We start from the raw sequence: 22,436 nt of genomic DNA on the forward strand, positions 1-22,436 counted from the left end.
GATGCCGAGACGATCGTGCGCAAGGCGATGAAGATCGCCGGCGACATCTGCGTCTACACCAATCACAGCCTGGTCATCGAGAGCCTGGAGGCGGCATGATGCAGTGCGATTCGTTGCAGTTGCAGATGGCGGAAAACCAGCGTTTGCTCCAGCAAGTCGAGAAGCTCGAGGCCGAGCTGAACTTCATCAAGACCCGGGAGTATATGCTGACGGGCCTGCAAGGCGAGAAGCTGATCGCCGACATGCTCAACGGCATCAGAACCGCGCGCAATGCATCCTACGACATGGTCGTCGGTTCGCTGAAGATCGAAATCAAGTATTCTCGGCTCAATATTCCGAATCCCAAGGCATCGACGCGCCGATGGTCATGGACAAACGTTCTCGGGGTGTCTGGCAACAAGGATGTGGATTTCATCGTATTGTTGGGCGATGTTGATGATAGATTCCGGGATCTCTACTCTGTAGAGAAGAATTCTCCTTTTGTAGTTTTTATTGTTCATAGAAAGCAAATACGAGATTTCGTATTGAGTGCGCGAGGACACCTGATCCAGCTTGTTAGTAAGCCTTCATCGAAATCCAAAGGCAGCAGGCTGTTTCGGGATCACCAGTTCACGATCTCCGATCTTGAGAATATGAACTTTCTCTCGGCGAATGTTTTCTCAGAGTTTAGAGGCAAATGACCACGTTTTCCCCTCGCGAGATCGTCTCCGAGCTTGACCGCTATATCGTCGGCCAGAACGACGCCAAACGCGCTGTCGCCATCGCGCTGCGCAATCGCTGGCGCCGCCAGCAGCTCGAAGGCCCGCTGCGCGAGGAGGTCGCGCCCAAGAACATCCTGATGATCGGGCCGACCGGCTGCGGCAAGACCGAGATCGCCCGCCGCCTCGCCAAGCTGGCGAACGCGCCCTTCATCAAGGTCGAGGCGACCAAGTTCACCGAGGTCGGCTATGTCGGCCGCGACGTCGAATCGATCGTCCGCGACCTGGTCGAGGTCGCGATCGGCCTGGTGCGCGAGAGCCGGCGCAAGGACGTGCAGGCCAAGGCCCATATCGCCGCCGAGGAGCGCGTGCTCGACGCGCTGGTCGGCGCCACGGCGAGTGCGACCACGCGCGACGCCTTCCGCCGCAAGCTGCGCGCCAACGAGCTCGACGACAAGGAGATCGAGGTCGAGATCGCCTCCGGCGCCTCGGGCCAGCCGATGTTCGAGGTGCCCGGCATGCCCGGCGCCTCGATCGGCGCGATCAACCTCTCCGACATGTTCGGAAAGGCCTTCGGGCAGAAGGGCAAGCCCCGGCGGGTCCTGGTCAAGGAGGCCTATGGCCCGCTGCTCGCCGAGGAGAGCGACAAGCTGATCGACCAGGAGGCGATCGTCCAGGCGGCGATCCGCGAGGTCGAGAACAGCGGCATCGTCTTCCTCGACGAGATCGACAAGATCTGCGGCCGCGAGGGCCGCTCCGGCGCCGACGTCTCGCGCGAAGGCGTGCAGCGCGATCTGTTGCCGCTGATCGAGGGCACCACGGTCGCGACCAAGCACGGGCCGGTGAAGAGCGACCATATCCTGTTCATCGCGTCGGGCGCCTTCCATGTCTCGAAGCCGTCCGACCTCTTGCCGGAGCTGCAGGGCCGCCTGCCGATCCGCGTCGAGCTGCAGCCGCTCGATGTCGAGGATTTCAAGCGCATCCTGACCGAGACCGAGGCCAGCCTGATCAAGCAGTCGGTGGCGATGCTGGCGACCGAGCAGGTCGAGATCGCCTTCACGCCGGATGCGGTTGCGGCGATCGCCCGGATCGCGGTCGAGGTGAACTCCACGGTCGAGAACATCGGCGCGCGCCGGCTCCAGACCGTGATCGAGCGCATCCTCGACGAGATCTCCTTCACCGCGACCGACCGCGGCGGCGAGAACGTCACCATCGACGCGGCCTATGTCGAGGCGAGGATCGGCGACCTGGCGCGGAATGCGGATTTGAGCCGGTTCATTCTGTAGGCACGGCGAGCAGAGTTGGCTGGTCTTCGTCTTCATTCTTGTTCATGATGAAGACAGGGAGGCAAAGTCATGTCGCGCACCACCACCATGACCGTCCGGCTCAGCGGCCCGCTCAGCGACTTCATCGCGGAGAATGTCGGGCCGAACGGCGATTATGAGAACGTCAGCGAATATGTCCGCGACTTGATCCGCCGCGACAAGGAGCGTGCCGAAGGCCAAGCCTTCGAGCGGCTGAAGGCCGAGCTTCAGCGCGCTTTCGCTGCGCCGGATTCCGCCTACCGGCCGCTGAGCGCCGCCGAGGTGATCGCGCGCAACGAGGCCTGAGCGTCGATGGCCGCCATCCGCATCCAGGAAGCGGCCTCGCACCGCCTCGATGAGATCTATCGCTATACGCGCGAGCGTTGGGGCAGGGATCAGGCGGAGCGATACCTGAACGGCCTGTTCGAGACCTTTGCCCGCATCGACACCCATGGCGTCGTTTCGCGGCCGGTTCCTGCCGAGTTCGGCGTCGAGGGCTATATGGTCCGCTACGAACGCCATGTCGTCTATTGGCGCCGGCTGGCGAATGGCGACATCGGCATCGTGACGATCCTGCACCAGCGCATGCACCAGATCGACCGCCTGCGCGACGATTTCGCGCCGTGAAAGGGCCGACGGGTCAGCCAGCCTCTCGCCTCGCCCGCGACTCTCTCATCGTCGGCGCCGCGACGATCCTGTCGCGGCTGCTCGGCTTCGCCCGCGATGTGCTGATCGCGCGCCTGCTCGGGGCGGGGCCGGTGGCCGACGCCTTCCTGGCGGCGCTGCGCCTGCCCAATCTGGTCCGGCGCGTGCTCGGCGAAGGCGGGCTCAACGCACCTTTCGTGCCGCTCTATCTGGCGATCAAGGCCGAGCGCGGCGAGGCGGCGGCAAAGCGCTTTGCCGGCGAGGCGGCGAGCCATCTCGGCCTGTTGCTGCTCGGTTTCGTGGCGCTTGCCGAATTGTTCGCGCCCTGGGTCGTGCTCGGGCTGGCCGGCGGCTTCGCCGACGAGCCGCAGACGCTGGCGCTCGCCGCCTTCTACACCCGGCTGATGCTGCCCTTCGTGCTGCTGACGACGCTCGCCGCCCTGCTCGCGGCGCTGCTCAATGCCGAGGGCCGCTTCACGGTCGCGGCGCTGGCGCCGGCGCTGATGAACGCGATCCTGCTCGGCGCCCTGGTCTTCGAGCTCTTCCGGGGCGGGCCGAGCCAGGACAGTGCCACCCTGCTCGCGGCCTGCCTCAGCCTGACCGGCCTCGCCCATCTCGTGCTGATCCTCGCCCGGCTGCGGCGGATCGGCCTGCCCCGCCCCAGCCTGCGCTGGTCGCCGCAGATGAGCCGGCTGGTCCGGACCGGCGGCGCGACCCTGCTGGCGGCCTCGGCGGCGCAGCTCGTCCTGCTGGTCTCGGTCCAGATCGCCTCCACCGGGATCGGCTCGGTCGCGGCGCTCTATTATGCCGATCGCGTCTTCCAGCTTCCGCTCGGCTTCTTCGGCGTGGCCATGGGCACGGTCGTGCTCTCGGCGATGGCGGGCGAGCAGGATCGCGCCGGCCACGACGCCCTGCTCGGCCGGGCCCTGGCGCTCGGGCTCGCCCTCGCCGTGCCGGCGGCCACTGCCTTGTTCCAGCTCGCGGAGCCGATCGTCTCGGTGCTGTTCGAGCATGGCCGCTTCGGCGCCGCCGACCGCGAGCGCACCGCCGCCGCGCTCGCCGCCTTCGCGTTCGGCCTGCCTTTCGCGCTGGCCGCCAAGGTGTTCGGGCAGGTCTATTTCGTCCGGCGCCGGCCGCGCACCCCGCTGCTCGCCGGCTTCGCCGCAGTTCTGGTCGCCGCCGGCGCCGGCTATGCCCTGCTCGGCTGGCGCGACGCCGCCATGGTCGGTGCCCTGGCGGCGAGCCTCGCCTTCATCGTCCAGGCGGGGCTCCTGGGCTTTCATCTGCTGCGCGAGGGCCTGTGGCGTCCCGACCGGGCGACGGCGCGCACGGTCCTCGCCATCCTGCTCGCCGCGGCGCTGATGGCGGCGGCGCTCGATGCCCTGCTGCGGCCCCTGCTGCCGCTGCTTGCGCCCGGCCAGCCAGGCCTGTGGCGCGCCGCGGCGCTGGCGCTGCTCTGCCTCGGCGGGGCTGCCGTCTATGGCCTTGCCGGCTGGATCCTCGGCGCATTCGGGCCGCTGCTCTTGCGCCTTCGCGGCGCTTCCGCCAGAACGCCGCGGTCCTGAGCCGAGGATTCGTCGCTCAGGCCCGATTTCGCAAGATGACGGAGCGCCCGATGGCCGCTTTCCTTCCCCGCGTCTTTTCCGGCATGCAGCCGACCTCGACGCTCCATCTCGGCAATTATCTCGGCGCCCTGGTGAACTGGGTGGCGATGCAGGAAACGCATGACTGCATCTATTGCGTCGTCGACATGCACGCGATCACGCCGTCCATGGACGTCTGGGGCGGCCCGGTCGAGCTGACCCGCGCCACCCGCGAGGTCGCGGCCGCCTATATCGCTGCCGGCGTCGATCCGAAGCGGAGCATCATCTTCAACCAGAGCCAGGTGGCGGGCCATGCCGAGCTCACCTGGGTCTTCAACGCGGTCGCCCGCCTCGGCTGGCTCAACCGCATGACCCAGTTCAAGGAGAAGGCCGGCAAGGACCGCGAGAACGTCTCGGTCGGGCTCTACGACTATCCCGTGCTGATGGCCGCCGACATCCTGCTCTACAAGGCGACGCATGTCCCGGTCGGCGAGGACCAGAAGCAGCATCTCGAGCTGACCCGCGACATCGCCCAGAAGTTCAACAACGATTTTTCCGAGCAGATCGGGAAGCTCGGCACCGGCACCGGCGATCTCGGGTTCTTCCCCTTGCCCGAGCCGATGATCCAGGGCCCGGCGACGCGGGTGATGAGCCTGCGCGACGGCACCAAGAAGATGTCGAAGTCCGACCCGTCGGATTATTCGCGCATCAACCTGACCGACGATGCCGAGACCATCGCCCAGAAGATCCGCAAGGCGAAGACCGATCCCGAGCCTCTGCCTTCCGAGGCGAAGGGGCTGGAGGGCCGGGCCGAGGCCGAGAACCTCGTCGGCATTTATGCCGGCCTCTCGGGCGCCACCCGGGAGCAGGTGCTCGCCCAGTTCGGCGGCGGCCAGTTCTCGGGCTTCAAGACGGCGCTGGTCGATCTCGCCGTGGCGAAGCTCGCGCCGCTCGCCGGCGAGATGCGCCGCCTGCTCGCCGATCCCGGCCATGTCGACGCCATCCTCAGCGACGGTGCCGACCGTGCCGCCGAGATCGCGGCGCCGATCATGCGCGACGTCAAGGACATCGTCGGCTTCGTCCGGCGCCGCTGAACGGAAAGCGCACCGGGCCCGGCAGGCTCGGCCGGGCTTGCGCTGACCTTGCGGCGCCTGCCAGATAACAGGCTCTGGAAGCGACGACAGGCGGCGGCAATGGTCAAGAGACGGCGGTCCTACGAGACGGGCCATCGCCCGAAATTCCTCGCAGTGGTGGACGACAGCCCGGAATGCGCCAAGGCCGTGCGCTTCGCGGCGCGGCGCTGCGCCCGCGTCGGCGCCTCGATCGTGCTGCTCGGCGTGGTCACGCCTCCGGCCGACGAGACCTGGCTCGGCGTCGGCGAGGTGATGCAGGCCGAGGCCGAAGCCGAGGCCGAGGCGCTGATTGCCGCCGCTTCCGCTTCCGTGCGGGCGCTTGCCGGCCTCGAGCCGGAGAAGGTGGTGCGGACCGGCGTCAAGGCCGACGAGGTGGTCAAGCTGATCGAGGCCGACGAGGACATCTCGCTGCTGGTGCTGGCCGCCGGAACCGGCAGCAACGGGCCCGGCCCGCTGGTCAGCGCGCTCGCCGGCAAGAGCGCCGGGACCTTCCCGATCCCGGTCGCCATCGTGCCGGGCCATCTGGCCGACGAGGAAATCGACGCTTTGGCCTGAGCGGCGATGCCGCTGCGGCTGGAATGATTCCAGCGCCCGGCCTATATCGATGGGAGGAACGGCGGCCTTGACCCGCCGGTGCCGGAGGTAAGAGCCATGTTCATCCAGACCGAAGCCACGCCCAATCCCGCTACCCTGAAATTCCTGCCCGGCCGCAGCGTCTCGCCCGACGGGCCGGTCGAGCTGCGCGATCCGGCGCAGGCCGACCGCTCGCCGCTCGCCACGCGCCTTTTCGGCGTCAAGGGCGTCTCGGCCGTGTTCTTCGGCTCCGATTTCATCACCGTCACCAAGGCGGAAGGCGAGTGGCCGCATCTCAAGCCCGCCATCCTCGGCGCGATCATGGAACACTATATGTCGGGCGCGCCGCTGCTCGCCGACGGCGCTGCGTCCAATGGCGCGGATGAGAGCGAGGACGAGTTCTTCGCTGACGAGGATGCCGCGACCGTCGAGACCATCAAGGAGCTGCTCGAGACCCGCATCCGCCCGGCGGTCGCCGGCGATGGCGGCGACATCACCTTCCGCGGCTTCAAGGACGGCACCGTCTATCTGGCGATGAAGGGCTCCTGCTCGGGCTGCCCGTCCTCGACCGCGACGCTGAAGCACGGCATCCAGAACCTGCTCCGGCATTTCCTGCCGCAGGTCCGCGAGGTCGAGGCGGTTTGAGCGGGGCTGCGCCCTCTGCTCGCGCGTCATTCCGGCCGCAGCGAAGCGGAGCGCCGGAATCCATCGTAGCGCTTATCGTCCTTCGATGGATTCCGGAGCTGCGCCGCTACGCGGCTTGTCCGGAATGACGGTGGGTTTTTCATGGGCGATTTGACGGGCTGGGCCGAAGACTGATGCGCATCCTCGCGATCGACACCGCGCTCGGCGCCTGTTCGGCCTGCGTCCTCGAGGCCGGCGAGACGCTGCCCGTCGCCATCGAGCAGGTGGCGATGGAGCGCGGCCATGCCGAGGCGCTGATGCCGATGATCGAGCGCGTCATCGGCGCGACGCCGGGCGGCTTCTCCTCGCTCGACCGTGTCGCCGTGACGATCGGCCCCGGCAGCTATACCGGCCTGCGCGTCGGCATCAGCGCGGCGCGGGCCATCGCCTTCGCCGCCGGAATCCCCGCCGTCGGGGTCTCGACGCTGGCGGCCTCGGCCGCCCCGCTGGTCGGGCGCGAGGGCGGCCGGGTCATCGCCGCGGCGCTCGATGCCAGGCATGGCCAGGTCTGGTTCCAGGCCCTGAACGCGCAGGGCAAGCCGCTGGTCTCGATCCGCCAGGTCAATCATCGCGATGCGGCCCGCGCCATCGGTGCCGGCCCGGTCTCGCTCGTCGGCTCGGCTGCGCTCGCCGTCGCCAACGAGGCCTGGGCGATCGGGCTCGACGCCGTCATCGTCGACGACGCCAAGGCGCCGGACGTGATCTGGGTGGCGCGGCTCGGCCTGATCGCCGATCCGCAGAGCGCCCCGCCGCGCCCGCTCTACCTGAAGGAGCCGGAGACGACGCCGCAGGACCGCGCCCGCCTGCCCCGGCGCTGACCATGGACTGGCTCGAACGCCTGCGCCGCCGCCGGGCGGCCCCCGCCCGCACCGGCCGGCTCGATGCCGCGCAGGCGCGCCAGGTCGCGGCCCTGCACCATCAGGGCGGCTTCGCGCGGTTCTGGGAGCCCGGCGAATGCGCGGCCCTGCTGGCCGACCCCGGAATCCTCACCGATGGCGTGTTCTCCGGCAGTGCCGCCGAGCCGGCCGGTTTCGTGATGTCGCGGCTGGCCGCGGACGAGGCCGAGATCCTCAGCATCGTGGTTGCCAGGACCGGCCGGCGCGCCGGCCTCGCAAGATCGCTGCTGGGCGCCCATCTGGCCCAGCTTTCGGCGCGCGGCGTGAACCGGCTCTTCCTCGAGGTCGACGAGGGCAATGCGGCGGCGATCGGCCTCTACCGCCAGTTCGGCTTCGTCGATGTCGGCCGGCGCGAGGGCTATTATCCCAAGGCCGATGGCAGCCGCGCCGCGGCGCTGGTGATGCGGCTCGATCTCTCTTGAGGGGAACTGCCGGCGCCGGCCATGGACGCGCGGACGGCCGGCGACTATAGCCGGGGCCAGGTGAGCGGAGCGCGGCGCGAAGAATGAACGGCCTACGTCCCGGCGCGATGCTGCGCATGGCGCTGATCTGCCTCGGCACGCTCGTCCTGATTCCGCCGCAGCTCATCTCGATGCGGCTCGGCCCGCGCCATGGCTTCCTGTTCACGCGGCTGTTCCACCGCCTGGTCTGCCGCGGGCTCGGCGTACGCACCGTGATTCGCGGCACCCCGCCGGGCCGCGGAGAGGGCGGGCTGATCGTATCCAACCACGTCTCCTGGCTCGACATCCCGGTGCTCGGCGCCGTGCGCCCGCTCTCCTTCGTCGCCAAGGCGGAGGTGGAAACCTGGCCGGTGATCGGCTGGCTCTCCAAGCTGCAGCGCACCGTCTTCATCGACCGGATGCGCCGCAGCGCCACCGCCGACGTCGCCGCCGAGATGGGCCAGAGGCTGTCGAACGGCCAGGCCGTCGTGCTCTTCGCCGAGGGCACGACCGGCGACGGCACGCGCGTGCTGCCGCTGCGCTCCTCCTTGCTCGGCGCGGCGCATCAGGCGCTGCGCGGCGAAGGCGAGGCCGAGATCACGATCTATCCGCTCTGCATCACCTATACCGGCTTTTATGGCCTGCGCGGCGGGCGCAGCGAGCGCGCGGCGCTGGCCTGGCATGGCGATACCGAGCTCGGGCCGCATCTGAGGGCGCTGCTGGCGGCAGGCGCGGTCGATGTCGAGCTCGCCTGGGGCGAGCCGATCCGGATGGGGCGCAAGCTTTCGCGCAAGGAGGCGACGCGGCTCGCCGAAATCGCCATCCGCCGGGCCCGGCAGGAGGCCGTCACGGGGCGGTCACGCGCCTGAGCGAGCGTCGCGATGGCTGGTCGTCATCGGCCAAGATATTGCGTGCCGACCTCCCGCGGCGGTATGATTCCCAAATTGCGGCCGGCTAGAGCAGGATGCGAAAAGTGGAAACCGGTTTTCGCAAGAATCCTGCTCTAACCCTTTGGTGAGAGACGGATTCAGATGTCAGATGGGATCATTCCATGATTCCATCTGACATCATCCGGCTCTAGAGTAAGGAGACGAGGTTGAGGTCGGAACCGGGTTGATGAAGAAAGTCCACATCAAGTCCTATGGCTGCCAGATGAACGTCTATGACGGGCAGCGCATGGCGGATGTTCTGGGCGGCGAGGGCTTTGAGGAAACCGCGACGCCCGACGACGCCGACCTGATCCTGCTCAACACCTGCCACATCCGCGAACGTGCGGCGCACAAGGTCTATACCGAGCTCGGCAAGCTGCGCGAGCTGAAGCAGGCGCGCAAGGCGGACGGGCGCGAGACCACGCTCGTCGTCGCCGGCTGCGTCGCCCAGGCCGAAGGCGCCGAGATCCAGCGCCGGCAGCCGGCCGTCGATCTCGTCGTCGGCCCGCAGGCCTATCACCGCCTGCCGGCTCTGCTGGCGGAAGCGCGCCGCGGCCGCGTCGTCGACACCGACCTGCCGCCGGACGACAAGTTCGGCCATCTCCCGGCACCCAAGCCGGCGGCGATCCTGGCGCGCGGCATCTCGGCCTTCGTCACCGTGCAGGAGGGTTGCGACAAGTTCTGCGCCTTCTGCGTCGTGCCCTATACGCGCGGCGCCGAGTTCTCGCGCCCGGTCGCGCAGGTCGTCGCCGAGGTCGAGCGGCTGGCGCAGGCCGGGGTCCAGGACGTCACGCTGCTCGGCCAGAACGTCAACGCCTATCATGGCGAGGGCCAGGACGGGCGCGTCTGGGGCCTGGCGAGGCTGATGCGCCGTCTCGCCGAGGTGCCGGGCATCGCCCGCATCCGCTACACCACGAGCCATCCGCGCGACATGGATGACGAGCTGATCGCCGCCCATCGCGACCTGCCGCAACTGATGCCGTTCCTGCATCTGCCGGTGCAGGCCGGCTCCGACGGCATCCTGGCCGCAATGAACCGCAAGCACACGGCGGACGAATACCGCCGGCTGATCGACAAGGTCCGCAAGGCACGGCCCGACATCGCCCTGTCCTCCGATTTCATCGTCGGCTTCCCCGGCGAAAGCGATGCCGATTTCGAGGAGACGCTGCGGCTGATCGAGGATGTCCGCTTCGCCTCGGCCTATTCGTTCAAATACTCGCCCCGGCCCGGCACGCCGGCGGCCGAACTCGAAACCCAGGTCGAGCCGGCGCTGATGGACGAGCGCCTGCAGCGCCTGCAGGGCCTGGTCGAGCGCCATCGCCAGGAGTTCAACCACGCCATGGTCGGCCGCACCGTCGAGGTGCTGCTGGAGCGCGCCGGGCGCCATCCCGGCCAGCTCGCCGGAAAGACCCCGTATCTGCAGGCGGTCCAGATCGAAACCGCGACGCATCGCATCGGCGAGCGCGTCATGGTGACGATCGAGCGGGCCGGCTCGAATTCGCTGTTCGGCCGCGCCGCCGGCCAGCCCGATCTCGCGGCCTGAGCGGTCGCGACAGTAAAGTATGCCGAGGATGCGTTGGGTTCGATCGCGTAGGACTATTCCCCCATTGCCCAACCGTGCTCCAGGGAGACGATGCCTTTGGCCCAGGCTGACCCGATGAATCCGAGATCCGACCGCGGCGCTCGCCGCGACCCGCCGGCGCTGCGCGAGGAGGTACCGGCGCGCGACGCGCTGCCCGGCACCGAAGTCGTGCTGTCCTTCGACAACAACCAGCTCGCCAGCCTGATCTTCGGCCAGTACGACCAGAACCTGGCGCATCTCGAGCGCCGGCTCGGCGTCGTTGTCAGCCCCAATGGCAACCACATCACCATCAAGGGGCCACCGGAGACGGCCGAGCAGGCCGGCCGCGTGCTGCGCACCCTCTATGCCCGTGCCAAGATCGGCGCCGCGGTCAATCTCGGCGAGGTCGACGGCGCGATCGAGGAGAGCAATGTCCAGCGCTCGCTCTTCCCGGTCGACAATGCCGGAAAGTCGGCCTTCGACGCGATCGTCACCCGCAAGCGCGGCCCGGTCCGGGCCCGCAATGCCGCGCAGGACGCCTATCTGCGCCAACTCAAGCGCCATGAGCTCGTCCTCGCCGAGGGGCCGGCCGGCACCGGCAAGACCTGGCTCGCGGTGGGGCATGCGGTCTCGCTGATCGAGCAGGGCGTGGTCGAGCGCATGGTGCTGTCGCGCCCGGCGGTCGAGGCCGGCGAGCGCCTCGGCTTCCTGCCCGGCGACATGCGCGAGAAGGTCGATCCCTATCTGCGGCCGATCTACGACGCGCTCAACGATTTCATGGAGGCGCGCCATGTCGAGCGCGCCTTGCAGACCGGGATGATCGAGATCGCCCCGCTCGCCTTCATGCGCGGCCGGACCCTGACCAATGCCGTCGTCCTGCTGGACGAGGCGCAGAATGCGACCTCGGTCCAGATGAAGATGTTCCTGACCCGCCTCGGCGAGGGCTCGCGCATGATCATCACCGGCGACCCCTCGCAGGTCGATCTGCCGCCGGGCCAGCGCTCCGGCCTGATCGAGGCGGTACGGCTGCTCTCCGGCGTCGAGGGCGTCGGCCATGCCCGCTTCGAGGAGGGCGACGTCGTCCGCCACGAGCTCGTGCGCCGCATCGTCATGGCCTATGAGGATGCCGCGAGGAGGGAACGCGACGAGCGCGAGGCCCGGCTCGCCAGCCTGCCGGCGCCCGATGCCGGTCCGGTGGAAGGCGATGCCGACGGGCTGAAGCGCATGCTTTCGCGGGAGAAGCCGCGATGAACGACCGACCTCGATCGCGGCGCGCCGCGCCGCGATCCGAGTCGCCGACCGGCGGGCTCGCCCTCGAGCTGCGCCTGCAGTCGCGGCGCTGGCGCGAGGTCGAGAATTTGCGGCCGCGCATCGAGGCTGCCGTTGCGGCGGGGCTCGCTTTTGCCCGGCTGCAGCCGCTCGCCGGCGCCGAGCTCAGCCTGCTCCTGACCGACGACAAGCGCATCCGCGCCGTCAACCGCGAATGGCGCGGCTTCGACAAGCCGACCAATGTGCTCTCCTTTCCGGCGGTTCCTGCCGAGCGCATCGCTGCCAGCCCGGTGCTCGGCGACATCGTGCTGGCCTTCGAGACCCTGGCGCGCGAAGCGGAGGCCGAGCAGAAGAGCCTCGGCGATCATCTCAGCCATCTCGTCATCCACGGCCTGCTGCACCTGCTCGGCGAGGATCACGAGAGCGAGGCGGAGGCACAGCGCATGGAGGCGATGGAAACCGCGGCTCTGGCGCGGCTCGGCATCGCCGATCCCTATGCCGGAACCGACCCGCAACCCACCCGGCCGCCGCCTGTCGCGGCCGCCAGCAAGAAACAGTCCCCACCCGCGCCATGAGCGACGATCCTCGATCTACCGCCACCTCCGAAACCGCCGGCCGCGGCCTGTCGCACTGGCTCGGCCAGTTCCTCGACCGGCTCGGCCTGCGCCATGGCGGCTCCGTCCGCGAGGAGATCACCGAAGCCCTGGCGCAGGGCGGCGGCGAGATCGCCGACATCAGCCCGCAGGAGCGGGCCATGCTCTCCAACGTGCTCAGCCTGCGCGAGCGCCGGGTCGACGACGTGATGGTGCCGCGCGCCGACATCATCGCGGTCTCGCTGGAGGCCACGCTGGCGAGCCTGCTCGCCCTGCTGCGGAGCGCGGGGCATTCCCGCCTTCCGGTCTATGGCGAGACCCTCGACGACCCGCGCGGCATGATCCACATCCGCGATTTCCTCGACTTCCTCGCCGCCCGGGCCGGGCCCGGCTCGGGCGGCGACGGCGAGGCCGTGCCCGATCTCGGCGCCGTCGACCTGTCGGTGACGCTGGCCGAGGCCAGCATGCTGCGCCCGGTGCTCTATGTGCCGCCCTCGATGCCGGCGGTCGACCTGCTGGTCCGCATGCAGGCGACGCGCACCCATATCGCGCTCGTCATCGACGAGTATGGCGGCACCGACGGGCTGGTCTCGATCGAGGATCTGGTCGAGATCGTCGTCGGCGACATCGAGGACGAGCATGACCAGGACGAGGCGCCGACGATCGCGCCGGCCGGCGAGAACCGCTTCATCGCCGATGCCCGGGCGACGCTGGAGGAGCTGAACGACGCCACCGGGATCGACCTCTCGGCCGCCGAGGTCGCCGAGGAGGTCGATACGCTCGGCGGGCTGATCGTCACCCTGGCCGGCCGCGTGCCGGCCCGCGGCGAGCTGATCCAGGGGCCGGAGGGGCTCGAGTTCGAGGTGCTCGACGCCGATCCCCGCCGCGTCAAGCGCCTGCGCATCCATCGCCGCGACCCGGTCGCGGCCGGCGAGAACGCCGCGCCGGAAGCGTCGTGATGGGGCTTGCGGCTCTGGCCGACCACGTCATCCTCGCCTGGGGCTGGCGCAAGCGGCTGATCGCCCTGGCATCGGGGGCGAGCGGCGCCCTGGCGCTGGCGCCGCTCGATCTCTGGCCGCTCGTCGTCGTCCCGATGACCATTGCCGTCTGGCTGATCGACGGGGCGGTGGCGGAAACGCGGGCCGGGCGCTTCCGCGCCGCCGCGCTCGCCGGCTGGTGGTGGGGTTTCGGCTTCCACCTCGCGGGGCTGTGGTGGCTCGGCGCGGCCTTCCTGGTCGAGGCCGACAAGTTCGCCTGGGCGATGCCGCTCGGCGTCGTCGCGCTGCCGGCCTTCCTCGCCCTCTTTCCGGCGCTCGGCTTCGGCTGCGCCCGGCTGCTCTGGCCGACCGGCGCCGGGCGCATCCTGGTGCTGGCGGCGATGCTGGCGCTGAGCGAGTGGCTGCGCGGCCATGTCCTGACCGGCTTTCCGTGGAACCTCTACGGCATGATGCTGGCCGGGCCGGAATGGCTGGCGCAGAGCGCCTCGCTGATCGGGCTCTACGGGCTGACCCTGCTTGCGGTCGCCATCGGCGCGGCGCCGGCGACGTTGGGCACGGCCGAATCCGGCGCGGCGCGCTGGCGGCCTTCGGTATTTGCTCTGCTCGCGCTGGCGGCCATGGCTGCCTTCGGTGCCTGGCGCGTGCCGGCGGGGCCGGTCGCCGCGGTTGCCGGTGTGAAGCTGCGCCTGATGCAGCCGAACCTGCCGCAGGATGCCAAGTTCAGTCCGAACAACAGCGAGATGATCCTTGCGCGCTATCTCGCGCTCAGCGACCGGGCGACCAGCCCGACGACGCTCGGTGTCCAGGACGTCACGCATCTGATCTGGCCGGAATCGGCTTTTCCCTTCCTGTTGGGGCGCACGCCGCTGGCGCTGGCGCGGATCGCGGCGCTGCTGCCGCCCGGCGCGACCCTGATCACCGGCGCGGCCCGCGCCGGCGAAACCCTGCCGGGCGAGAGCCGGCCGCCGATCTACAATGCGATCCAGGTGGTCGATGACGAAGGCGTGATCTCAGGCAGCTACGACAAGGTGCATCTCGTGCCCTTCGGCGAGTACCTGCCGCCCTTCCTCGATCGGTCGATCCGCGCGCTCGGCCTTTCCGAATTCGTTTCCGTGCCGGGCGGTTTCGCTGCCGGTACGCGGCACGCCCCGCTGCAGGTCCGCGGCCTGCCGCCGGCGGCCGCGCTGATCTGCTACGAGATCGTCTTCCCCGGCGAGGCGATGCCGAGCGGCCCGCGCCCCGGCTATATCCTCAACCTGACCAATGACGGCTGGTTCGGCATCACCAGCGGTCCCTATCAGCATTTGGCGCAGGCCCGCCTGCGCGCCGTCGAGGAAGGACTGCCGCTGGTCCGCGTCGCCAATACCGGCATCTCGGCGGTGATCGACGGCTATGGCCGGGTCCGGGCTGCGCTGGCGCTGGGCGAGACCGGCGTGCTCGATGCGACCTTGCCGCAGGCCGGTCCCGTTACGCCATATTCGCAGTTCGGGGATGTCTTTTTTGCATGCCTGATTGTAATATCCCTGCTCACTGGGCTATTGAGACCGCAGAATTGATCCCGTTTGGAACTTTCCTGCGGATTTATCCGTGCTAAGGGGGTGTCGTTGCGGGTGCCGAGCATCGTTCCGACGGGCCGATGCGCGGAATGACGGGACGCGAGGCCGACAGCACCGATGTTGAAGAAAGTACCAAACCCGATCGACCGCCATGTCGGCAGCCGCGTGCGCATGCGCCGCATGCTCGCCGGTGTCAGCCAGGAGAAGCTCGGCGACGCACTCGGGCTGACCTTCCAGCAGGTGCAGAAATACGAGAAGGGCGCCAACCGGATCAGCGCCAGCCGCCTGCAGCAGATCGCCAAGATGCTCGAGGTCCCGGTCTCGTTCTTCTTCGACGGCGCGCCGAGCGGCGATACCCCGGCAGGCGGCTTCGCCGACATGGCCTCGACCACCTATGTCTCGGACTTCCTCGCCACCAGCGAAGGCGTCCAGCTGACCAAGGCCTTCGTCAAGATCAAGAGCACCCGGGTCCGCCGCCGTATCGTCGACCTGGTCGAGGCCCTGGCCGAAGAAGCCGAGGAAAGCGCCTGATTCGGCGTTTTCGCGTTCGCCTTGCCGAACGAACCATCTGTCAAAAGAATTTCCGGCCTTGACGGCGAACATTTCCACTGCAAAGACGCTGCGCGTTTTTGCCATCGCGTCGGCGCGCGCCAGCGTCCGCCTCGAAGATCCCGCCAACAAGGATTTCCGCCCGTGTCACGCCAGAACTATCTCTTCACCAGCGAGTCGGTCGGCGAAGGCCATCCGGACAAGGTTTGCGACCGGATTTCCGACGAGGTCGTCGACCTGTTCTTCAAGGAGGCCGCCAAGGCCGGCATGGACGCGGCGCAGGTTCGCGTCGCCTGCGAGACGCTGGCGACCACCAACCGTGTCGTCATCGCCGGCGAGGTCCGCACCTCGCTCGACGAGAAGGCGATGAAGAGCAAGGTCAAGTCGGCGGCACGCAAGGCGATCCGGGCGATCGGCTACGAGCAGGACGGCTTCCACTGGAAGAAGTGCAAGATCGACGTGCTGCTGCATGCCCAGTCGGCCGACATCGCCCAGGGCGTCGACGCCGCCGGCAACAAGGATGAAGGCGCCGGCGACCAGGGCATCATGTTCGGCTACGCCTGCCGCGAGACGCCCGAGCTGATGCCGGCGCCGATCTACTACGCCCACAAGATCCTCGAGGTCCTGGCCAAGGCTCGTCACTCCGGTGAGGGCGCCGCCGCCAAGCTCGGCCCCGACGCCAAGAGCCAGGTCACCGTCAAGTACGAGAACGGCAAGCCGGTCGGCGTCACCCAGATCGTGCTCTCGACCCAGCATCTCGACGAGAAGCTGACTTCGGCCGATGTCCGCAAGATCGTCGAGCCCTATATCCGCCAGACCCTGCCCGATGGCTGGATCTCGAAGGAGACCGTCTGGCACGTCAATCCGACCGGCAAGTTCGTCATCGGTGGCCCTGACGGCGATGCCGGCCTGACCGGCCGCAAGATCATCGTCGACACCTATGGCGGCGCGGCTCCCCATGGCGGCGGCGCCTTCTCGGGCAAGGACCCGACCAAGGTCGACCGCTCGGCCGCCTATGCGTCGCGCTATCTCGCCAAGAACGTCGTCGCCGCCAAGCTGGCCGAGCGCTGCACGATCCAGCTCTCCTATGCCATCGGCGTCGCCAAGCCGCTCTCGATCTATGTCGACCTGCACGGCACCGGCAAGGTCGACGAGGCGCGGCTCGAATCCGTCCTCGGCGAGGTCATGGACCTGACCCCGCGCGGCATCCGCACCCATCTCGGCCTGAACAAGGCGATCTACGCCAAATCGGCCGCCTATGGCCATTTCGGCCGCAAGGCCGGCCGCGACGGCAGCTTCTCCTGGGAGAAGACCGACCTGGTCGACACGCTGAAGAAGGCCCTGGCCTGAGCTGACATCCGGCTCGCCGGAGACCAGGAAGGCCGGAGCGTCGGCTCCGGCCTTTTTCTTTCGGCAGGTTGCGCTACAAGCGCCGTCATTCCGGGCGCAGCGAAGCGGAGACCCGGAATCCATCGGAGGCCGCTCACTCTACGATGGATTCCGGATCGGCGCGGCTTGCGCCGCTTGTCCGGAATGACGAGGCGTTTTCCCAGGATGAATAGAGCAGGATGCGAAAAAGTGGGAACCGGTTTTTCGCAAGAATCCTGCTCTAACCCTTTGGTGAGAGACGGATTCAGCTTTCAGACGGAAGCGCTTCGCGATTCCGTCTGAAAGCATCCGGCTCTAGCTGCGAGACCATTCGCATGACGAACGACTTCGATCCCGACCGGGCCTTCTTCGGCCGGCGCAAGGGCAAGGGCCTGCGTGAAGGCCAGGCCGGCCGGATCGCGGAAGCGCTGCCGGGCCTGCGCCTGCCGGAGGGCGAACTCGGTGACCTGCCGGACCTGTTTCCCGTTCCGGTCGAGGCCGTCCGTCTCGAGATCGGCTTCGGCGGCGGCGAGCATTTGCTGGCGCGCATGCGCGAGAGCCCGCAGATCGGCTTCATCGGCTGCGAACCCTTCGTCAACGGCATGGCCAAGTTCCTCGCGGTGATCGAGCGCGAGGGCCTGCGCAATGTCCGGCTCTGGGACGGCGATGCCGCTCTGCTGCTGCCGCGCCTGCCGGCGGGCAGCCTGGATGCGGTCGACCTGCTTTATCCCGATCCCTGGCCGAAGCGGCGCCAGCGCAAGCGGCGCTTCGTCTCGGAGCGGACGCTGGCGCTGCTGGCGCGGGCGCTGCGCTCCGGCGGGCGCTTTCGCTTCGCCAGCGATATCGACGACTATGTCGGCTGGACGCTGGCGCGGCTGCTGGCCTCGCCCGATTTCGACTGGGCCGACGAGGCCGCCGACGACTGGCGCCGGCCCTATCCCGGCTGGGTGCGCACCCGCTACGAGGCCAAGGCGGTGAAAGCCGGCCGGGTGCCGAGCTATCTCACGTCGTACCGTCGCGCATCCTGAGGAAGCCGAGGACGCGCTGGGCGGTGGTCGGCGTCAGGTTGCGGAAGCTGAGCCGCGCCCGCTCCAGCACCGGCGCCGACTTGCCGTCGCCCTTGCGCAGGCCGATCAGCCCCTTGGCGGTCTCCCAGGACCAGCCCATGCCGCGCGCCACCAGCAGCACCGCGTCGCGATCCGGCCCGAAGACGATCTGCTCGGTCGAGGGCAGCGAAAGCCCGGCCAGGACCGCGACGCCGCATATCGCGTGCTCGGCCGCGCCGGACGCCGCATATTGGGCGATCACGGCCTCGTCGAGCTTGCCGGCCTCGTTGAGCACCTTGATGTCGGAGAGCGCCGTGCCGAACTTGCCGAGGTCGTCGCCGATCTCGGCCTGGGCCGATACCGTCTCGGCGCTGCGCTCGACCGCGCCGGCGACCGCGCCCGCCATGGCCGGTTCGAGCGAGGCCTCGAGGCGGCGGCGGGCCGAGTTCTTGGCCGCGGTCAGGAGCTGCTCGGCGAGGTCGGCGGGCACGTCGGCGCGGTTGCCGAGCGTCGCCTGCAGGGCGTCGTCCTGGGCGGCGCGCATCACCAGCACGCCCATGCCATGGCGCGAGAAGCGTGCGCTCTGGTTGGCTGCGACCGCATGGGTGACGACGCGGCCGCCGCGCAGGATCAGGAAATCGGTGACCGGCTCGCCGAGATCGGCGCGCTCGGTGATGGCGAGCATATGGTCGCGGCCCTTGGCGGCCGAGATCGCGACGAGGTCGTTGTCGCTGAGGCGCGGCGAGCCGACGAGCACCGGCCGGGCGACCGCGATCTCGTCGAGGGCAAGCTGGCGGACGACGCCGCTCGGCGCGTTCGGCACGTCCGAAAGCCGTTCTGCGAGCTCGATGCGGGCCCTGATCTCGATGGCCCGGGCAAGGCGGCCGATGACGACGTCGAAGACGCTGACCTGATCCTCGGCCATGCCTGTCGCCGTGCTCAGGAACAGCTCGGTCAGCCGCGCCAGGATCGCGGCGCGCTCGTCGCTCGAACCGCGCGCCATCGTCGTTTCCAGATCGCGCAGCAGCGCTCCGACGGGACTCATTTACGCAACCTCATCACCAATATCGGCGACAGCCTAGCAGGCAAGAATGACCAGCCGGTTAGCGGAACCTCCGAAATGGCGCCTGGCCGCCTCGCGGCTTGCAAGATGCGTCGAACAGGACTAGATAGGCCCTCAACAGCTCTGGTTTCGGTGTAAGCCGGCGATCAAGAGCGGGCCCGCCGGCCCGCTCTTTTTTGTTGGCCGAAGCCTTCCGGGCGCGCGCGGTCGCCATTGGCGCCGCAGGCGGGGTAATGGCGAGCCGGGCAATGGGCGAGCAGGACGCACAACAGGATCAGGAAACGCGGATCGTCGTCGAGACCGGCGTCGCCGCGCGGGTGGCCGCGATCGTCGCGCCGGCGATCGCCGATATCGGCTATCGCCTGGTCCGCGTCCGCATCTCGGCCCAGAACGGCTGCACCGTGCAGATCATGGCCGAGCGTCCGGACGGGACGATGACAGTCGAGGGCTGCGAAGCCGTCAGCCAGGCGGTTTCGCCGGCGCTCGATGTCGACGATCCGGTCCAGGCGGCGTATCATCTCGAGGTCTCCTCGCCGGGCATCGACAGGCCGCTGGTGCGTCCCGGCGATTTCGCGCGCTGGGCCGGGCACCTCGCCAAGATCGACACCAGCGAGCCGGTCGCCGGTCGCAAGCGCTTCCGCGGCATCCTGCGCGGCGTCAGCGGCAGCGAGGCCTTGCTGACGCGCGACGACGCGAAGTCGGAGGAGGAGCGCGAGGTTTCGATCCCGATGCGGCTGATCGCCGAGGCGCGGCTGGTGCTGACCGACGCCCTGGTCACCGAATCGCTCCGGCGCGGCAAGTCCGGCCTGCCGCCGGAGATGCCACCCGCCGACGAGATCGCCATGCCCGCGCCCGGGCGCGGCAAATCGCTGGGACCGCGCGACCCGAAGGCCCGCAAGCCGGCCAAGGGCAAGAAGCCGTCTCCCGAGCAGAACCGACAAGAAGAGGAGTGAGTGCAATGGCTGTCAGCGCCAACAGGCTCGAACTGCTGCAGATCGCAGACGCCGTCGCCCGCGAGAAGTCGATCGACCGCCAGATCGTGATCGACGCGATGCAGGACGCCATCGCCAAGGCGGCCCGCTCGCGCTACGGCGCCGAGACCGACGTCCATGCCGAGATCAACACCAAATCCGGCGAACTGCGCCTGGCGCGCCATCTCCAGGTCGTCGACCTGGTCGAGAACAACGCCACCGAGATCACCGTCGACGAGGCCAAGCGCCACAACCCGGCGGCCCAGGTCGGCGACGTCATCGCCGATCCGCTGCCGCCCTTCGATTTCGGCCGCATCGCCGCCCAGTCGGCCAAGCAGGTGATCGTGCAGAAGGTGCGCGAGGCCGAGCGCGACCGCCAGTACGACGAATACAAGGATCGCATCGGCGAGATCGTCAACGGCGCGGTCAAGCGCGTCGAATACGGCAACGTCTTCGTCGATCTCGGCCGCGGCGAGGCGATCATCCGCCGCGACGAGATGATCCCGCGCGAGACCTTCAAGGTCGGCGACCGCGCCCGCGCCTATGTCTATGACGTGCGCCGCGAGCCGCGCGGCCCGCAGATCTTCCTGTCGCGCACCCATCCGCAGTTCATGTCGAAGCTGTTCGGCCAGGAAGTGCCGGAGATCTATGACGGGATCGTCGAGGTCAAGGCGGTCGCCCGCGACCCCGGCTCGCGCGCCAAGATCGCCGTGATCTCGCGCGATTCCTCGATCGACCCGGTCGGCGCCTGCGTCGGCATGCGCGGCTCGCGCGTGCAGGCCGTGGTCGGCGAGCTGCAGGGCGAGAAGATCGACATCATTCCGTGGTCGCCCGATGTCGCGACCTTCGTCGTCAACGCGCTGCAGCCGGCAGAAGTCGCCAAGGTCGTGCTCGACGAGGAAGCCGACAAGATCGAGGTCGTGGTGCCGGACGAGCAGCTCTCGCTCGCCATCGGCCGCCGCGGCCAGAACGTCCGCCTCGCCTCGCAGCTCACCGGCTGGGACATCGACATTCTGACCGAGGCCGAGGAATCGGAGCGCCGCCAGAAGGAGTTCGTGCAGCGCACGGAGATCTTCATGAACGCCCTCAACGTCGACGAGACGGTGGGCCAGCTGCTCGCCTCGGAAGGCTTCCGTTCGGTCGAGGAGGTCGCCTATGTCGAGCCGTCCGAGCTCGCCTCGATCGAGGGCTTCGACGAAGACACCGCCGCCGAGATCCAGACGCGCGCCCAGGACTATCTGGCCGCCGTCGAGGCCGAGTTCGACGAGAAGCGCCGGGCGCTCGGCGTCGAGGACGAGCTGCGCGAGGTCGAGGGCGTCACCACGGCGATGATGGTCGCATTCGGCGAGAACGAGGTGAAGAGCCTCGAGGACCTCGCCGGCTGCGCCACCGACGACCTGGTCGGCTGGACCGAGCGCAAGGATGGCGAGACCACCCGCCATGCCGGCTATCTCGACGGCTTCGACCTGTCGCGCCAGGATGCCGAGGCGATGGTGATGGCCGCCCGCGTCAAGGCGGGCTGGATCGAGGCGCCGGAGCCCGCCGCCGAGACCGAGGCCGAGGAAGAGGCGCAGGCCTGAGGACGCAAGCCGGAGGCCGCGCCATGGCGCCGCGGGCTGAGCGCGAGGGACGGGCGGAGAAGGGCCAGGAGCGGACCTGCGTGGTGACGCGCCAGGCGCGTGCGCCTGAGGACCTGATCCGCTTCGTCGTCGGCCCCGGCGAGGTGCTGGTGCCCGATCTGCGGCGCAAGCTGCCCGGGCGCGGCGTCTGGGTCGGCCTGAGCGCTGCGGCGGTCGCCCTGGCGGTGAAGCGCAAGGCCTTCGAGCGCTCGCTGAAGCAGAAGGTCGTGGTTTCCGCCGCGCTCGCCGACGAAATCGATGCCCTGATGGCGAGGGACGCCATCCAGGCGCTCGCCATGGCCAATAAGGCCGGTCTCGTCTCGACCGGCTTTTCCAAGGTCGAGGCCCTGGCCGGCTCCGGCCGCGCCGCCGCGGTGATCGCTGCCAGCGATGGCGCCGAGGATGGCAAGCGCAAGATCGGCCAGGCCCTGTACCGTGCCGCTACTGGCCGGGCCGAGGCAGGATTGAAGACGCGCGATATCCCGCTCGTCGCGATTTTCGCGGCGGCTGAACTGGAACTGGCGTTAGGGCGTGAGCATGTGATACATGCAGCGCTTGCTCCGGGACCGGCGACTGAGGGTTTCCTCTCGCGCTGGCGTCGGCTCGTCCGCTTTCGGACGGACGATGCTGGTGGGACGCCGTCTATAGACCCGGCGGAATCCGACGCAGCAGATCAAACGAAGACCGAACCGGCAGGACCGAAAGCGGAATGAGTGACACCAAGAACCCGGGCGACAAGACCTTGAGCGTGACGCCTCCCAAGACGTTGTCGCTGAAGCGGCCTGTCGAACAGAGCACGGTTCGGCAGAGCTTCTCGCATGGACGCTCGAAGCAGGTCGTCGTCGAAGTCAAGCGCCGCGTCGGCGGCCATGAGCCCGCCCCTCCCCCACCGGTCACCCGCGCCCCGCAGCCGCAGGCGGCGCCCGTGCCGCCGCGGCCGCTGCCGGCGCCTGCCGCT

Annotated in this window: 24 protein-coding genes and 1 pseudogene; 24 read left to right on the forward strand and 1 reads right to left on the reverse strand. The window is 68.8% G+C overall.

What is annotated here, in order from left to right; all coding sequences use genetic code 11:
• The 20 genes and pseudogenes from V6M56_RS02490 to trmB form a co-directional block, all read left to right on the forward strand.
• A pseudogene (locus tag V6M56_RS02490) lies at positions 1-99 on the forward strand (HslU--HslV peptidase proteolytic subunit); the annotation flags it as partial.
• Entirely contained in the window at positions 96-680 is a 585-nt protein-coding gene (locus tag V6M56_RS02495) for a hypothetical protein (RefSeq protein ID WP_332680996.1), read from the forward strand. The pseudogene V6M56_RS02490 and the gene V6M56_RS02495, both read left to right, overlap by 4 nt.
• Positions 677-1,984, forward strand: a complete 1,308-nt coding sequence (gene hslU / locus V6M56_RS02500; RefSeq protein WP_332680997.1) for an ATP-dependent protease ATPase subunit HslU — start codon at positions 677-679, stop codon at positions 1,982-1,984. Before V6M56_RS02495 ends, hslU begins: the two co-directional genes overlap by 4 nt.
• Before the next feature lie 69 nt (positions 1,985-2,053).
• Positions 2,054-2,308, forward strand: coding sequence for a ribbon-helix-helix domain-containing protein (locus tag V6M56_RS02505; RefSeq protein ID WP_332680998.1), 255 nt, complete (start codon positions 2,054-2,056; stop codon positions 2,306-2,308).
• 6 nt (positions 2,309-2,314) lie between these two features.
• Positions 2,315-2,629 carry a type II toxin-antitoxin system RelE/ParE family toxin gene (locus V6M56_RS02510; RefSeq protein ID WP_332680999.1) on the forward strand — a complete coding sequence of 105 codons (315 nt, stop codon included), beginning with the start codon at positions 2,315-2,317 and terminating at the stop codon, positions 2,627-2,629.
• The gene (gene murJ / locus V6M56_RS02515; RefSeq protein WP_332681000.1) at positions 2,626-4,212 is read left to right on the forward strand and encodes a murein biosynthesis integral membrane protein MurJ; all 1,587 of its coding nucleotides are present in this window, start codon (positions 2,626-2,628) and stop codon (positions 4,210-4,212) included. Before V6M56_RS02510 ends, murJ begins: the two co-directional genes overlap by 4 nt.
• A 50-nt stretch (positions 4,213-4,262) precedes the next feature.
• Positions 4,263-5,324, forward strand: coding sequence for a tryptophan--tRNA ligase (trpS, locus tag V6M56_RS02520; protein WP_332681001.1), 1,062 nt, complete (start codon positions 4,263-4,265; stop codon positions 5,322-5,324).
• Between the two features lie 99 nt (positions 5,325-5,423).
• The gene (locus V6M56_RS02525) at positions 5,424-5,918 is read left to right on the forward strand and encodes a universal stress protein (RefSeq protein WP_332681002.1); all 495 of its coding nucleotides are present in this window, start codon (positions 5,424-5,426) and stop codon (positions 5,916-5,918) included.
• Positions 5,919-6,014: 96 nt separating this feature from the next.
• Entirely contained in the window at positions 6,015-6,581 is a 567-nt protein-coding gene (locus tag V6M56_RS02530) for a NifU family protein (RefSeq protein WP_332681003.1), read from the forward strand.
• Positions 6,582-6,754: 173 nt separating this feature from the next.
• The gene (gene tsaB, locus V6M56_RS02535) at positions 6,755-7,438 is read left to right on the forward strand and encodes a tRNA (adenosine(37)-N6)-threonylcarbamoyltransferase complex dimerization subunit type 1 TsaB (RefSeq protein WP_332681004.1); all 684 of its coding nucleotides are present in this window, start codon (positions 6,755-6,757) and stop codon (positions 7,436-7,438) included.
• Positions 7,439-7,440: 2 nt separating this feature from the next.
• Positions 7,441-7,938 carry a GNAT family N-acetyltransferase gene (locus V6M56_RS02540; protein WP_332681005.1) on the forward strand — a complete coding sequence of 166 codons (498 nt, stop codon included), beginning with the start codon at positions 7,441-7,443 and terminating at the stop codon, positions 7,936-7,938.
• A gap of 83 nt (positions 7,939-8,021) precedes the next feature.
• A complete protein-coding gene (locus tag V6M56_RS02545; RefSeq protein ID WP_332681006.1) occupies positions 8,022-8,825 on the forward strand; it encodes a lysophospholipid acyltransferase family protein in 804 nt (267 codons plus the stop codon).
• A 247-nt stretch (positions 8,826-9,072) separates the two neighbouring features.
• Positions 9,073-10,428 (forward strand): tRNA (N6-isopentenyl adenosine(37)-C2)-methylthiotransferase MiaB, encoded by a 1,356-nt coding sequence (gene miaB, locus V6M56_RS02550; protein WP_332681007.1) that lies wholly within the window; start codon positions 9,073-9,075, stop codon positions 10,426-10,428.
• 114 nt (positions 10,429-10,542) lie between these two features.
• The gene (locus V6M56_RS02555; protein ID WP_332681008.1) at positions 10,543-11,697 is read left to right on the forward strand and encodes a PhoH family protein; all 1,155 of its coding nucleotides are present in this window, start codon (positions 10,543-10,545) and stop codon (positions 11,695-11,697) included.
• On the forward strand, positions 11,694-12,290 hold the full coding sequence (ybeY, locus tag V6M56_RS02560; RefSeq protein WP_332681009.1) for an rRNA maturation RNase YbeY: 597 nt from the start codon (positions 11,694-11,696) through the stop codon (positions 12,288-12,290). Before V6M56_RS02555 ends, ybeY begins: the two co-directional genes overlap by 4 nt.
• Positions 12,287-13,267 carry a hemolysin family protein gene (locus V6M56_RS02565; RefSeq protein WP_332681010.1) on the forward strand — a complete coding sequence of 327 codons (981 nt, stop codon included), beginning with the start codon at positions 12,287-12,289 and terminating at the stop codon, positions 13,265-13,267. The genes ybeY and V6M56_RS02565 overlap by 4 nt, the downstream gene beginning before the upstream one ends.
• Entirely contained in the window at positions 13,267-14,862 is a 1,596-nt protein-coding gene (gene lnt / locus V6M56_RS02570; RefSeq protein ID WP_332681011.1) for an apolipoprotein N-acyltransferase, read from the forward strand. The genes V6M56_RS02565 and lnt overlap by 1 nt, the downstream gene beginning before the upstream one ends.
• Before the next feature lie 120 nt (positions 14,863-14,982).
• Positions 14,983-15,393, forward strand: coding sequence for a helix-turn-helix domain-containing protein (locus V6M56_RS02575; protein WP_332681019.1), 411 nt, complete (start codon positions 14,983-14,985; stop codon positions 15,391-15,393).
• A 162-nt stretch (positions 15,394-15,555) separates the two neighbouring features.
• Complete coding sequence (gene metK / locus V6M56_RS02580; RefSeq protein ID WP_332681012.1) at positions 15,556-16,761, forward strand: methionine adenosyltransferase; 1,206 nt, start codon at positions 15,556-15,558, stop codon at positions 16,759-16,761.
• Positions 16,762-17,114: 353 nt separating this feature from the next.
• The gene (gene trmB / locus V6M56_RS02585; RefSeq protein WP_332681013.1) at positions 17,115-17,807 is read left to right on the forward strand and encodes a tRNA (guanine(46)-N(7))-methyltransferase TrmB; all 693 of its coding nucleotides are present in this window, start codon (positions 17,115-17,117) and stop codon (positions 17,805-17,807) included.
• Here trmB and V6M56_RS02590 read toward each other — a convergent pair.
• Positions 17,782-18,870 carry a DUF2336 domain-containing protein gene (locus V6M56_RS02590; RefSeq protein WP_332681014.1) on the reverse strand — a complete coding sequence of 363 codons (1,089 nt, stop codon included), beginning with the start codon at positions 18,868-18,870 and terminating at the stop codon, positions 17,782-17,784. The genes trmB and V6M56_RS02590 overlap by 26 nt on opposite strands.
• 251 nt (positions 18,871-19,121) lie before the next feature.
• Between V6M56_RS02590 and rimP the strand changes: the two genes are divergently transcribed.
• From rimP to V6M56_RS02610, 4 genes are all read left to right on the forward strand, one after another.
• Positions 19,122-19,841, forward strand: coding sequence for a ribosome maturation factor RimP (gene rimP / locus V6M56_RS02595; RefSeq protein WP_332681015.1), 720 nt, complete (start codon positions 19,122-19,124; stop codon positions 19,839-19,841).
• Between the two features lie 5 nt (positions 19,842-19,846).
• Positions 19,847-21,439, forward strand: a complete 1,593-nt coding sequence (gene nusA, locus V6M56_RS02600) for a transcription termination factor NusA (protein ID WP_332681016.1) — start codon at positions 19,847-19,849, stop codon at positions 21,437-21,439.
• 23 nt (positions 21,440-21,462) lie between these two features.
• A complete protein-coding gene (locus V6M56_RS02605; protein ID WP_332681017.1) occupies positions 21,463-22,191 on the forward strand; it encodes an RNA-binding protein in 729 nt (242 codons plus the stop codon).
• Positions 22,188-22,436 (forward strand): translation initiation factor IF-2 associated domain-containing protein (locus V6M56_RS02610; protein WP_332681018.1); only part of this gene is annotated, 249 nt, incomplete at its 3' end. The genes V6M56_RS02605 and V6M56_RS02610, both read left to right, overlap by 4 nt.

Origin of the sequence: Allobosea sp., assembly GCF_036675845.1 — a bacterium.
Classification (GTDB): Bacteria; Pseudomonadota; Alphaproteobacteria; order Rhizobiales; family Beijerinckiaceae; genus Allobosea.